The organism is Bremerella cremea (assembly GCF_003335505.1).
Taxonomy (GTDB): domain Bacteria; phylum Planctomycetota; class Planctomycetia; order Pirellulales; family Pirellulaceae; genus Bremerella; species Bremerella cremea_A.
Genome location: NZ_QPEX01000030.1, coordinates 206,281 through 220,179 on the forward strand (window position 1 = coordinate 206,281; position 13,899 = coordinate 220,179).

The following is a 13,899-nucleotide window of genomic DNA, read 5'->3' on the forward strand; positions in this document are numbered from 1 at the left end:
GTTGGGGCTGCTTGATTGATGGGAAGAGGTTCCAGGCCTTAGTCAAGGAACCCAAATTGCCCAAACAGCGACCAGCAAGATGGTTCCCACGACCGTAACAATCAAACCGGGCGTGCGTGTCCGTTTGAGGAACAGCAGCAGGATAAGTCCACTCAGGGAAACCAGCACAAGCAGAACTGCTGAGATATCGATCACCAGCGACCACTCGCTGCCGGAGTCGCGCCCTTTGTGGAGGTCGTTCATCACAGCGACCACGCCACTGGCCGTTTCGGTGAGCGTATACTTGCCCGTTTCACGATCGATAAAGATATCGGCCGCGTAGCCTGGCCCTTTGAAAACGACCATGCAATCGAACTCGGTTACCTCGAACTCGCTCACTTTGCCTTTCAGCTTGTGTGTGGCACGCAGTTCTTCGGCGATAGAGAGCTTGTCGATTTCTTCGGCTAGGACAGACGTAGGGAAGCTTCCGCTGTCGTCACGAATGACCGGTTCTGCGGCGCCAAACCAAGTGGGATGGTTGAGGGTTAGACCGGTTACGGCAAAGAACAGCAGCGTCGCAAAGCTGATCATCGAAAGATAGGTGTGCAGCCAGCGAGTCCATTTGGCACTGGCCGCATACCATTTCTTGCCACGTTGGGGTGGCTGGGGGGCTGAACTCATGAGGCGTCCGACTTGGTCTCGGGCTTAGCAGGAACAAAGTGGTACGAAACGTCGTCAAGTTCCACGTTCCCTTTCAGCTTCTTGGGTGCGATGGGTTCGTCTCCCCACTGAATTGCTTCCCGGATGAGTTGATAGGTGCCGTGTTCGCGGGCTACTTCCAAGCACAGTGTGTATTTGCCTGGCTTTAACGGTTTGCCTGCGTTATCGGTGCCGTCGAAGTAGGCATCGTACTTACCGGGGCCGCGTGTTGCGCTCGAGATGGTGCCGATCAGTTCGGTTTCTTCCACCACTTGCCGCAAGCGATCGTTACGATACCAACGGGTCAGGTCGCGATGCCAACGTGGGCCTGGCTGCTCGGTTTGCATCCACAGCACGGCGGTCTTCACAGGAAAGCCGTCGGTGTCTTCCAACCACACGGCCACATAAGGTCGACGATAGCCGCGTCCTCCGGAGGGGCGAACTAGCGAGAAATCGACAAACAAGCCGGTGTCTTGCTTCTTCTCTTCTTCCTTCATTACAAGAAGCTGGGCAGAGGAGGCTTGAGGTTGAAGCGGCCAACCGCTCGACCGAATGACTTCTCCCTCACGCGTGACAAGACAGCATTCGGTGGCTGAGAGGTGTTCGATTAAAGCGACCCCTTCTTGCGGGCCTAACACGCAAAGCGTCGTCGCCAAGGCATCGGCGTCTTGGGCATTGGGAGCCACCACCGAAGCGGAGGAAACTTCGTCAGCGGGTAAACCCGTGCGAGGGTCGAAGATATGAGAAATCCGGCGTCCACCAACTTCCAGATAGCGACGATAACCGCCGCTCGTTGCCATGGCAATTGGCTGGGTGACGACGAACTTTTCCAAGGGGCGGGCAGCTTCAGAGCTATGGCGTGGATTGGCTACTGAGATTTCGAGCGGAGCATCGCCCAGTTTGCGGAGGTCTCCGCCGATGTTGATCGTAAAGTCGCTAACCGAGGGGAACTCGCGATGTACGACTTCGCAAGCGGCGTCCAAAATATATCCCTTCGCCAGCCCATCGAGACTAATCGCGAGCGAGTCGAGACGTTTTATCTGGTTCGCTTCGCTGACCTGATATGGGGGACGGTCCAGTTGCGTGAGGATCACTTGCCGGGCTTGGTCGGTAGGGGCCTGACCACGATCTGCAGCCGTTTGCCAGAGGGACGTTAACGCACCACTCCGAACATCGAAGGCACCGTCGGAAACGGCTCGCCAATATTCGGCTCGCTTCAAGACGGTTACGAGTTCTGGGGAAAGATTGTCTGCCGAGAGTTGCCCTGTCTGCCAAAGCATCAATTGGCTCTCGCGATCGTATCGGCTAAAGATCGCTGCTTGGCGGTCGATCTCATGCAGCACGCGGCTTTCGACTCGATCGGCTTCAGCACGATCTTTCGCCGTAACGATCAATTCCAGAGAGGTCCCTAGGATGTGTTCGTGCTGGAAACGAAAGTCCTCGGCATAGGTGACAGGGCCGCATACGGAAACGGCAAACACAGAGAGGCAAAACAAACAAAGCAGCTTCATCGAATTCGTCCGCAGAGGCATATTGTCAGCACCGGGCGACTGAGTAACACGCAGTCGTCGGATAAGCAGGGTAACGCGAGTAATGAATTGGTCGCCATGCCCGATTGGGCATGGCGACCCAACGACTAAATTGGCCCACTTTAGTCTTGTTTTGCTTGCTCGGATTCTTCGTCTTTCGTGTCCTGAGCTTGTTTCTCAAGGGCTGCGACGAGTTCGTCGTGGTTCATTAGGCCATCACCATCTTGGTCGCCTGACTCGATCAACGAGCCTAGGCGGCTACCGAGTTCGTCGGCGGATAGCTTACCATCTTTATCGGCATCCTTCCGCATCATCGCTTTGGCGTTGGCAGCCGCTTGATTACCCCTGTCTCGGCGCGGAGCGGTGAAGCTCATGCCGGAAACTTCCTTGGGCTGTGCTTTGGGAGTTGGATCGAGCAACACGAAGTTGGCTTGGCCGTCCACTTCTTTATCTATTCCATAGAACAACAGCCGACCGCCAAAGTTTCGCAGCGTCATCGACGGATCGACTCCTTCGATCGATTCTGACAAAATCGTCCAGCGGTCAGAGGCTGGGTCGTATACTTCTAGCGAGGGTTCTGGAGCGAAATGACCGTTGGTGTTCGAGAAACCTCCGAACAGATAGAGCTGTTCGCCATCGCTTGCCAAGCTAGGGAACACGCGGTGACGGTTGGGGGAAGCGATTTCTCGCCAGGTACGATCCTTGAAGTTGAATACATCGACCGCTTCCGCGATCTCGGTTCCTGCGGCCAGGCCACCAACCAAGTAGTATTCGTCACCCAAGCGAGCACTGCCAAACGAACGACGAGCGTGAGGCAACGTGACTTCTGGCAGGGGAGCAATAGAGGACTCGTCGCCCCACCAATGGACGATGTCGGTGTTCAAACCGGCACCTTTTCCGGCCTCGCTCCCCCCAAAGCTCCAGATTGCGTCGTCGAACGTGGTGGCTTGGAACATGCCACGTGGCTCTGGTAAGCTTGCCGGAGCAACACTCCAGGTCTTGGCTTTCGGATTTAGGGAAAGCACGCCAGTCAGTGAACCGAACTGATCGTTCTGAACACCCAAGCCACCCAAAACCAAAATTTGATCATGTTGGCTGGTCAGCGAATGAGCCACGGCAGCCCCACTTTGCATCGCATACGGCATGTCGGGCAGTCGCTCGACCGATTGAGCTCCGATATCGAAAACAAACGCTTCGTTCACGAACGCATCTGGCGAGAAATCGTGGGGCGAGCGACTGGCATTGCCGCCGAACGCATAAAGCTTGCCGCCATCAAGTACGACCGTTTGGCTGTGTTTGGCCTTGCCGTCGAAAGGAACCGACCATTTCATAAGGTGGGGGGCCTCGCTTGCGGACGAGACGTTCACTGATTCAACGACCGCCATGCGACCTCCGACCGACGAGATTCCACCTACGGCGAGCAACCGATCGGCAGAAACAGGGAGCAAGCGAAGGAACATGCGTGGGAACATCAAACGAGTTGCGATTTCCCATTGGTTACCATCTTCACTCAAACGATAGACGATTCCCGAACTACCGGCTACGTATAAGTGATCACCCGTGGCGAAGGAACTGGTGGCGAAACCAGACGTGCTGCTGTCGGCTTTTAACTCCGGTCCCTCACTCCAGCTATTTTCTGCTGGATCGTAAACCGAAACCTTACGGGAAATGCCATCGGGGCGGATGCCGCCAAACAGGTAGATCTTGCCGTTGTGGGCGGCCAAGGAAATCGCTCGTGTTTGGTAACCAGGGCCGGGGAGCGACTCCCAACCCTTTTCAGGATGGTCGAGATCGAACCGCAGCATGTCGTCGTGCCAAGGGGCATCTGCGGACGATTCGCCTTGCAGGTTCCAACCACCGGCTACATAAACGTGGCGGCCAAGCACGGCAGCATCAAGCGACGAGCGTGGTTCAGGCAGGGGAGTCAGTTCTGTCCACTCGTTCTTTTCAGCATCGTAGTGGCTGAAATGTGTGGTTGATTTAAAGTGGGTATCTTCTTCGCCTCGGTTCAGAAAAGTGAGACCGCCAATACGATAAAGATACTGGCCATCGGTAACCAACGCTGCGCTTTGCGAGGGCTCGTGCTTAGCGAGTTCTTCCCAAGAGGCATTGGGATCGTCGAATTGAATACGGCGAAAATGATCGGCCAGCACGTCAACACCAAAACCGTGGGCGTCGCCATCGTGTCCGCTGAAGACATACAAGTAATCCCCCATCACCGCAGCGCCGAAGCTGGTCAGCGATTCTGGCATCGCTTTATGGAGCTGTACTTGCTTCGGAGCAGGCAAATGGAGCTGATGTCCGGTGAACTCCAGCTTGCGCACCGAGCGTTGTCCTTCTTCGCCGACCTTGACGGTATAGCAGGTTGCCGGCAAGTAGAAATTGCCGACTTGCTTCCAGCCAAAATAGTTGGAAAGGTTCGATTCGATGTCGCCGGTTTGAGGGTCACGGAAAGTGACCGACGTCGTTTGTGGTAAGACTTTGCCTGCTGGTGTGGTGAAATTTTCCAGGGTGGTGATCTCGAACCAAGACGATTCATTGCGGCGAATCACTTCTTTGATCTCACCATCTTGAATACGGAATACGCCAGAGCCGTCGTTCTCGGCGATTAGGCGTCCGCCAGCATGGTCAGGCCCTTCATCTTGGAAGGCGACGTCGTACTGGTGTGGTGCTTCTTCGGGACGACGATGCGAGATCACCGAGCGGAGTTTTGATTTCAGCCAAGGCTTTTCGGCAGCTTTGTCGATATTCAAAACGTATTCGAAGTCGGCACCGACATCGATCGTTCCTGCGTAGCGTTGGTCGTCTTCACGGACCACGATGTTGGCTGAGAAGCCAGGGAAGTCGTGCCAGACGTCACGTGCATCGTGAGCCGCTTTACGCAGGTCGGCGGCGGTTGTGGTGTCTGGCGTTTTTTTCGTTTCGAGTTCCGCTGCGATCGCCGGCAGGCAAGCTACTGCAATCAGCAGGAATATAGAGTGGGGGAGTATGTTTCGCATAGAATCGATTTCGGGGAATGAACGTCGAAGAATCGGTTGGACTGGGTAAGAACGCTAAGCGATAGATTACTTTTCGTCACCTTCGGGAGCCTGAAATGTAACGGTCAGATAGTGCGAAGCGGATTCGTACTTTTGATCGCCGACCGTGCCACTTTCATCAGGGATAGTATGGCCGACCATGATGCCGTTTAGCCCAGCTTCAACTTGCTTATTCGTGAACGAAACTTTGCCTTCTTGATCGGTCTTGGCGGTTGCCTCTTCATCGCCTTCCTCGCAGAAGAGATGAACTTCAGCATCTGTCAATGGTTTGCCTTTCCATAGCACGTAGGCGTCGACCCCATGGCCGTTGTCGACCAAAAGAGCTTTCAGATTTTGGTCGGTCGCGGTCTTAGCGGCTTCTTGTTGGGTGGTAGGTAGTTTGCCGCCAACGTGGACCGTGTAGTATTCCAATCGCGAGCCGTGGTAGATGCCGAAAGTGACTTGCGACTGAAGTGTGGCAGAGGAATCACCACTTTCACCAGACTCACGGCCGATAAAGTCGTCGGTCTCGATACTGTTGAGGGCGATCTTCTGTTTTGTCCCTTTGGCTGTAATCAGTTCGACATCACACTTGGCAATGGGGCCAGGCAGCTTATAAGTGCGATCGGCAGGGTTCTCGCCGAAGAAATAAGTAACCTTGCCTTCTTCCGAAATCGTAACCCACGGAAAGTGAGCGTAGGCAGGAGAAGTCGAAGCCAGGATGCCAACGAGCAAGAGGAGATTACGAAGATGTTTCATAGGAATACCTAAGGGGGAAGTGGACAACGATTGGGTGTTGGCGTGGCAAAAGGCTATTCCGACGATTGATTCTTCAGGGCGTATAAGGTGTCACCTGTTCGGAGAAGCAGGTACGGAGGAACGGCAATCGCTGAGTAAAGCGTTTCCCCGCCGCGGGCCATCTCTCCTTCGGCAGCAGACGCGGACTCGAATAGAACGTTCTCGGCAATCGAGTCACCGTTGGTCATGTCGATAACGGCGGTGGTTCCCTTCGAGCCGAACAGGTACAACAAGTTGCCTTGGCTGAGGGGAGTAGCCCAGATACCGCCAATCGGCAGGCGTGCGGTTGATTTTTGCTTGCCGGTTTCTAGATCGACCCCGAATAGCACACCACTTCGATTCACAAAGTAGGCCGTTTCATTGGCAACGATGGGGCTACCGAAGCTTGATTTGGCTTTGGCGGCTTGCCAGACGAAATCGGCCTGGTAAGTGCCATCGTCCTGCTTCACGATTTCAATCACGCCGTTCGAGGTGCCGTCGGTCTGTGCGGCTTCTTCGCCGCGACCATCCGAGGCCCCAATCAGAAATCGCCCATTTCCAACCGGCATAGGAGAGCAGGTTGTGTTGTTGGCGATTTGCTCGAAATCCCACAGGCGTTTTCCGCTGGCCGGATCGAAACCGGCGATCTTACCGCTGGCACTACAGACCAACTGCTCGGTATCGCCGACCGGGATTAGTCGAGGAGAACTCCACGAGGTCGAGCCGAGGCCAGCGACCTTCCAGGCCGTTTCGCCGTTCGACTTGTTAAGAGCCGCCAAGTAAGGTTCTTCTGCACGCTCGACCCACACGAAGACATGCTCGGCGTTCTGTTCTAACGAAGAGGAAAGACCGTGCCGCGAAGTGATCGGGCCGTAGTCTTCAACCAAATTCCGTTGCCAGCGAATTTTGCCTTGAGGATCGAGGGCAACCACCAAGCCACCTTCAAAATAAGCAATGAAACCTTGTTCATCGACTACGCCGGTCGGAGCGGCTCGGCTGACGTACGAGGTGTTTTCGATTGGGCTGGGATTTTTCAATTCGACTTGCCACAGCTTTTCGCCGTTGGACAGAGCGAACGAGGCAACGAAGTAGTTTTCTTTGTTGGGGCCGCTGGTCGAAGTGACGACGATTTGATTGTCAGAAACTAGCGGAGTTGATTGACCATACCCTTCAATCTTTGCTTTCCAAGCTAAGTTGGCTTCGCCTGACCACTCTTGAGGAAGCGTGTTTCCAGGAACCACGCAGTGGCCTCCATTTTGAAATTTGGGCCAAGAGGCACCCGTATTTGATTCCGCTGCGAAACCAGGGGCAATCAAGCAGGCAAATGCGATCAACGCAAAAGCAACGTGGGTCTGTCGAATGGTCTTCATGAATCTCTAGTGCCTTAGGCGGATTTCTTTGATCGATTGAATGCGGCTAGTCGGCAAGCGCAAGCCTTTGGATCAATCGTACGAAACTTCCCATCGCGAGGGTAAGAAAACAAAGCGGCCTTAGGAAAATGCAACAGGAACAGGGCAAAGCAAATCACTCAATCTGCCCGTGGCAGGGAGTACGCCCGAATGCTGGCGAAGAAGGCTGGCCGGCGCGATGATGAAACTGAGAATTGATCTCATTACGGGTTCAGGATACCAGGATGCTTTCCGTTTGCAAGGCGATGGGGACGATTTTCTAAAACTTCAGGCTAAGAGCGTGTTAGGGAGTGCAGGGTGGCAACCTATTGAAATATCAGGGTTTACGTTGTGCCCCGAGAATTCGTAGATTTATTGTGGCCTCTTAGGAGGTTGGCTTCCGCTGAGTAGCTTGGAGGCACCTGTGAAATACACAAGCAAGGATACTTGGGCTATTAATTCATCCACTGTCATCTCGACTTCTACGCAACCGCTGGCTGGTTTGGCTCGTAAGATCGATGCCTATTTGCTTGCTTTGCTGTTGGTGGTGTATGCCTTGGCCGCATTTCAGCCTGGGTTGGGGATGATGATTCGTTCGCAAGAGGTTTTTCATTGCCCGCTAACGGTATTAATGCTTAGCGGCATGCTGTTTTTGGCAGGACTAGGAATTGAAGCCAAGGAAGTTCGTCAGGCAATGCGTTCTTGGCGGCATGTCTTGGGAGGATGTGTGCTTTTGGTAGCTGCCCCCTGGGGCATTGTGGCGATCTTGAACACTTGGCCAGCGTTGTTTCCGGCGGGGATCTTAGCTGGGCTGGGCCTGGTGGCGTTGATGCCATCGGCTGCCTCGTCGGTTGCCTGGACGCAGCTTTCTCGCGGGAACGTTGCAATTAATGTTGCCCTGATATTGCTCAGCACGATATTCGCACCTGCCATGTTGGGGGGGATCGCGCAGCAAAGCCATTTCATTCTTGGTGAAGCTGGCACTTCGATTTTAGAAATCGGCATGTGGATTGTGCCGGCGGTTTTGGTGGGAGCATTGGTGCGACATTTAGTCGGCGCAGCCCGAATTCAATTTATCCGGCCCATGCTGAAGGTCGGTAGTGCCTCTATTTTATTGCTGTTGAACTACGCCAACGCTTCGGCTGCGTTGCCTAGGATCGTTGGTGACTTCCAGCCGATGATTCTGTTGGTGCTGGTGTTAACGGTGTGGGGGATGTGTGGGACCGTTTTCTTGGCAAGCTGGTATCTGACGCGTTGGCTTGGTGTGGGTGAGGCGGAAGCCAGGTCGCTCGTATTTGGCATAGGGATGAAGAACACCGGCATGGCTCTTGTGTTGGCAGGCTTATGGCTCGAGCAATATCCGCTGGCGTTGGTTGCTATCATCATTTACACCTTCAGCCAACACTTGTTTGCGGCCGGCTATCACCAGTGGACTGTTCGGTTTGATTCCGTAGCGAAAACATAACCGCTCATTGCTAGATTTCTTTGCTGGTAATTGGCCTGTCCCTTAATTCGGCTCCGGCAGCAGACGTGGAATCTGTTTCAAGTGAGGAAGCAGCGGCCAGGTCTTGTTGGCAATGCTGGTTGGTTCTCTTGCTGGTTTCGACTTTTCGTGCCAAACCGATAATGGCAAGTCCAGCAAACAGCACAATCAGCAGTGCCCAACGCAGGGTGACTACTTCGGAGGCAATACCGATTAGTGGTGGCCCAACAAGGAAGCCACAGTACCCCACCGTAGAAACGGTAGCGATCGCCACTGCCGGTTTAATTCCAGAGAGCTTCGCGGCGGCACTGAAGATAGTAGGAACTAGGGCAGAGATGCCTGTGCCAACAAAGCTGAAGCCAATAATGGCGATCGCCGTATGAGGCAACAAGACGGCCAACGCAATACCCACGACCGTCAGAAAACCACCCAGGCCAACGGTTTTGGTGGTGCCGATAGCGGTCGTTACGTGGTCACCCACCAATCGACCGATAGTCATCATGGTCGAAAAAGCGGCAAAGCCCATCGCAGCATAGAAAGCTGGGGCATGCGAAACTTGTCGCAGGAAGACCGCGCTCCAGTCAGCCATTGCGCCTTCAACTAACATCGCACAAAAAGCTGCCAGCCCCAGCACAACGCAGCGGTTTTTGTGGCCATGTCCATCCGTGAAACTGAGGGTTGGTTCTTCAACGATGTCGGATGCTAAGAAGTGGGCCAGAATAAGGGTTAGGGTAACTGCCAATGCGCTAACGAGAAGAAAGTGTGTTAAAGGGGAAATCGATTGCGCGGCAGCGAGCCCACCCAATAACGCGCCGAGGATGCCTCCCAGGCTAAACGCGGCATGAAATGAGGACATAATCTTACGGCGATAATGACGCTCTACGGAGACCGCTTGCGTGTTGATGGCCACGTCCATCGCTCCAAAGCCGGCGCCAAACAAAAGTAGGGCCAGAGAAAGAAGGATGACCTCGGAAGGAAGGGCGAGCAGTGGCAGCGACACGGCGAACATGAGGGTTGACATCAGCACGCCCCAGCGGCTGCCGAGGTGGCTTACCAGCCAGCCGACTAGCGGCATGGCGATAAGGCCCCCGATGCTCAGCATGAATAAAGCTATTCCGAGGGTGGCGTTGTCTAGTTCAAGCTGCTCTTGAATCGTCGGAATGCGAGTGACCCAAGACGCAAAGATAAAACCATCCAACAAAAAAAAGGTCTTCGCGGCGAAGCGTGCAAATCGAAGCTGAGAGGATGGCAGATTTGGCGTCATGTAGGGAAATATTAAACTCGTCGAAATCTCGACAGTTGGGTAACAAGAACATCTTGCTGGCAGCGAGATTTGTAACCGGCAAACGCAGGGCCAAGGGGGGGATGGGCAGAACGATGTTCTGTCGATAGGCCTGCTGGTCCGGTGCTGCGACTTGTGCATTCCAAGCCGCAGCATAAGGTGGGAAGTCAGCCGAACGAGATCATCGCCCGGCAGTCTTAGCTGAAGCCTGGTTTACTTGGCGTCTGCCATCAGGGCTTCAATTTCGTCCGCTTCGACCGGGATATCGGCCATAAGGTCGATGGGGCCGTTCTCGGTGACCAAAATGTCGTTTTCCAGGCGGACGGCGAAGCCTTCGTCGGGTAAGTAGATACCTGGTTCGACGGTCAGTACCCAGCCAGGAGCGAAGGGAGCATCGATCGGGGCGACATCGTGTACATCGAGACCGAGCGAGTGCCCGAGGCCGTGCATGAAGTACTTCTTACACGCTGGCTGGTCGCGCGTATGTTTGGCAACGTCTTCCTTGGTGAGTAGGCCAAGTTTGACCAACTCTTCGTTGATCATCTCTTGAGCTTCATATTGCCAATCGCGGTGCAGCTTACCGACGACGGCCCCTGCGATCGAGGCCCGCATGACGCGAAGGACCGCGTTGTAAACATCGCGTTGCCGCTGGGTGAACTTACCGTTGACCGGAATGGTACGGGTCATGTCGGCGTTGTAATTGGCGTAGTTCGAGCCTACATCCAATAGCAACAAATCGCCGTCGTTGCAGACCTGATCGTTGTCGATGTAATGGAGTCCGCAGGCATTTTTACCAGAGGCGATAATTGGAGTGTAAGCGAACGCACCACGGTTGCAGATGAACTCGTGAGCCAATTCGGCTTCGACCTGATATTCGGTGACCCCTGGTTTAACGAACTTGAGCAGTCGCTCGAAACCGCTTTTGGTGATGCGAACTGCTTCCCGAATTAGATCGACTTCCATCGCTGATTTTGCAGCTCGCAGCTTGTGCAGTAGCGGTGCCAGACGGCGATAGGTGTGCAGGGGAAATTGCTCTTGGCATTGCAGGAGAAAACGATCTTCGCGTGTCTGAACAACGGCGGCGGCACGACGGTGTTCGTTACGATTCAAAAAGACTTGCTCAGCACTGAACATGCAGTCGCGGAGAACTTGTGGGAAGTCCTTTAGCCATTTAACTGTGGTGATGCCAGAAACCTGGGTGGCGGCTTCTTGGGTGAGTTTTTTCCCTTCCCAGATTTGCAGCAGTTCGGTTGGCTCGCGGAGAAACAGAATCTCGCGATGCTTAGGATCGAAGGCATCGGGGAAGATCAATAGAATCGATTCTTCTTGCTCGACGCCAGAAAGGTAAAACAGATCGGTATTCGGGCAAATCTTTAGGCTTCCGTCAGCGTTGGTTGGTAGCACGTCGTTGGCGTGCACAATCGCTAATGAGTTTGGAGGAAGCAGCTTGGCCAGATTAGCGCGGTTTTCGACAAAGAGTTCCGAGTTGAGAGGCAAATGACGCATCGAAAGTCTTTCCAACAAAGTAAGGGGGGTGCCTCCTCATGATTACAGCAGGATCGATCCTCTTCTAAGGGCACCCAATAGAAAGATTGTAGCAAATTGCGCACAAGACGACCTCCCTCACGATAAGTTACTGGCCGACAATCCCTTGTCAGGCGTCGGAGTTTTTTTACGAAGTTGAACTGGTGATGGAGAGTCGGAGCAAAGTCTTCGTAAGAGAAAAAACAAAAAATTCACTAGCGGCAGCCCGCAAGCCGCATTTGTGGTGCTGGTTTTCCACCCAAGTGAAGGCTTGCTGAACATCCATTGTTGGTTTTTGCTTAAAAAGACGCGATCTTGACCGGAACGAACAAGCTAGGCAGTCGCTGTAGAAATGAACAGAAAAGTGCAAATTGGGTAGTGCAATTTGCATTTTGTGAGGTATCAGTTGTTCGTTTGTGTCAATTGGAAGGGGCTATGTTGAGCAATTCGAGATGCCTATCTAGGATTCTAATATTAGATAAACATTCTCTAGTTTCTTTGTGTTTTTTCGCGGTATTTATGATGACATCTAGAATTTCCCGCAGGGGATTTACTTTGGTGGAGCTTCTGGTGGTGATTGCCATCATTGGAGTTCTGATTGCTTTGTTGTTGCCGGCTGTTCAGCAGGCCCGGGAAGCGGCTCGTCGAATGAGCTGCTCGAATAACTTAAAGCAACTTGGCTTGGCGATGCACAACTTTCATGACACGTACGGTGCCTTTCCTGTCGGAACCACCGATGACGACATGAACAACTGGGGGTGGGGAGTCTATTTGCTGCCATACATCGAGCAAGACAACCTTTACACGAGCCTGACTACCCGATCTTCGGCTGGTTACCCTCCGGCATACTTGGTTTATAAGTCGGGAACCCATGTTAATGTCGACACCTACGACAGTACGTCGAGTTCGTCGAACCCGACCGCTGTGGTGAATGCCAACACAGGGGCTACCGTTGCCGGTCAGGGGGCCGCCACGGTGTTGCTAGACGCGTTCATTTGCCCTAGCGATGTCTTGCCGACCAAGGAAGATCAAGGATTTGCGAAGAGCAATTACCTTGGTTGCATGGGCTCGAACTATGGTGGCAACGCCCCGAACATGCCCAACGCCTACTCGTGGAACACCGGGGTCGAAGGGGGCCAATCGCCAGGTTCGCTGGGGAAAAACTATTGGGGTTCGGGCATGAACGGTGTGTTCACCGCCGACAACAACAATACTGAAAGTTGGATGCGTCGGTTTGCGGATATCACTGATGGAACAAGCAACACGATTGCCATTGGTGAAGTTTCGGTTTCTGAGCACGTGACGACCTCGAAGGTGAGCGACACGCGATTCCCGATTTGGGCTGGCGGTAACGGCTTTTGCTGTGCGATGCGTCGTCTGGGTGGTGTACTGCGAATGGCCAATAGCCAGTTCTATATCAACCGCCGCGTAGGAGACGCTTCGGATCAGAGCTTCGGCAGCCAGCACCCCGGTGGTGCCCAGTTTGTTTACTGCGATGGTTCGGTTTCCTTCTTAAGCGAAAACATCAATACCAACATCTACAGCTACCTTGCTGGCCGAAACGACGGAAACGTTGTCTCGGGTAACTAGCTCTGGAGAGTATTGCGAAATTCAACGGTGGCATCGCGATGTCGAGCGATGCCACCTCCTTTGCTTTTTCGGTCATACCGCAGTTGGCGAGTACGATCGTTTCCTTGATCTACCATTCGCTCTCGTTATGGTTAGGGTGTTTTCAAAATGTATCGGTTTCTTTTTTCTGGTTTAGTTTTATTGGTTGCAACGACCTCGTGGGGATGTGGATCGCAAGGCGCGTTCGATACTTCCCCGGTCCATGGCAAAGTGACATTTGAGGGTGAACCGGTGATTGAAGGAACGATCGACTTTCTGCCGATCGCCGCTTCTGATAGCCAAGAGATGGGGAAACCTGCCGCCGCTACGATTGCGGAAGATGGCACCTACTCGGCGGGAACCTACGCAAGTGGCGATGGCGTGGTGCCTGGCCGCAAGCGTGTTCAGTACAGCGCTCCGCTTCCCGAAGATACTCGCGAAAACGCGGGTAAGAAGCCCAGCCCATATGTTGGTTTCGAGATCGAGCCAACAGAAATTGAAGTTCAATCCGGCGATAACGAAATCGACTTTGTGCTGACAAAGCCGAAGAAGTCCCGGTAGGCTTTGCTTGTTTTCTGAGCGTGCGTTCCGCCAATTCTAAAATAAGAACGCA

The 13,899-nt window shown here is 53.7% G+C and carries 10 protein-coding genes; 3 read left to right on the forward strand and 7 right to left on the reverse strand.

The annotated features are described in order from the left end of the window. Positions 1-42 precede the first annotated feature (42 nt). The 5 genes from DTL42_RS15750 to DTL42_RS15770 form a co-directional block, all read right to left on the reverse strand. The gene (locus DTL42_RS15750) at positions 43-660 is read right to left on the reverse strand and encodes a PepSY-associated TM helix domain-containing protein (RefSeq protein WP_114369678.1); all 618 of its coding nucleotides are present in this window, start codon (positions 658-660) and stop codon (positions 43-45) included. Next, positions 657-2,189, reverse strand: coding sequence for a DUF2271 domain-containing protein (locus DTL42_RS15755; RefSeq protein ID WP_158545410.1), 1,533 nt, complete (start codon positions 2,187-2,189; stop codon positions 657-659). Before DTL42_RS15755 ends, DTL42_RS15750 begins: the two co-directional genes overlap by 4 nt. 140 nt (positions 2,190-2,329) lie before the next feature. After that, positions 2,330-5,206 carry a DUF3386 family protein gene (locus DTL42_RS15760; RefSeq protein ID WP_114369680.1) on the reverse strand — a complete coding sequence of 959 codons (2,877 nt, stop codon included), beginning with the start codon at positions 5,204-5,206 and terminating at the stop codon, positions 2,330-2,332. 66 nt (positions 5,207-5,272) lie between these two features. Beyond that, the gene (locus DTL42_RS15765) at positions 5,273-5,983 is read right to left on the reverse strand and encodes a hypothetical protein (protein ID WP_114369681.1); all 711 of its coding nucleotides are present in this window, start codon (positions 5,981-5,983) and stop codon (positions 5,273-5,275) included. A 53-nt stretch (positions 5,984-6,036) separates the two neighbouring features. Next, positions 6,037-7,371 carry a PQQ-binding-like beta-propeller repeat protein gene (locus DTL42_RS15770; protein WP_114369682.1) on the reverse strand — a complete coding sequence of 445 codons (1,335 nt, stop codon included), beginning with the start codon at positions 7,369-7,371 and terminating at the stop codon, positions 6,037-6,039. Positions 7,372-7,813: 442 nt separating this feature from the next. Between DTL42_RS15770 and DTL42_RS15775 the strand changes: the two genes are divergently transcribed. Continuing rightward, positions 7,814-8,854 (forward strand): bile acid:sodium symporter family protein, encoded by a 1,041-nt coding sequence (locus DTL42_RS15775; protein WP_158545411.1) that lies wholly within the window; start codon positions 7,814-7,816, stop codon positions 8,852-8,854. Positions 8,855-8,864: 10 nt separating this feature from the next. On the opposite strand, the gene DTL42_RS15780 is transcribed toward DTL42_RS15775, so the two are convergent. Both DTL42_RS15780 and DTL42_RS15785 read right to left on the reverse strand, forming a co-directional pair. Next, positions 8,865-10,136, reverse strand: a complete 1,272-nt coding sequence (locus DTL42_RS15780; protein ID WP_158545412.1) for an MFS transporter — start codon at positions 10,134-10,136, stop codon at positions 8,865-8,867. A gap of 231 nt (positions 10,137-10,367) precedes the next feature. Then, positions 10,368-11,660: an aminopeptidase P family protein gene (locus DTL42_RS15785; protein WP_114369685.1), complete on the reverse strand. Its 1,293-nt coding sequence runs from the start codon at positions 11,658-11,660 to the stop codon at positions 10,368-10,370. A 537-nt stretch (positions 11,661-12,197) separates the two neighbouring features. On the opposite strand from DTL42_RS15785, the gene DTL42_RS15790 reads away from it, so the two are divergent. Beyond that, on the forward strand, positions 12,198-13,268 hold the full coding sequence (locus DTL42_RS15790; protein ID WP_114369686.1) for a DUF1559 domain-containing protein: 1,071 nt from the start codon (positions 12,198-12,200) through the stop codon (positions 13,266-13,268). A gap of 147 nt (positions 13,269-13,415) precedes the next feature. Then, entirely contained in the window at positions 13,416-13,847 is a 432-nt protein-coding gene (locus tag DTL42_RS15795; RefSeq protein WP_114369687.1) for a hypothetical protein, read from the forward strand. Positions 13,848-13,899 lie beyond the last annotated feature (52 nt).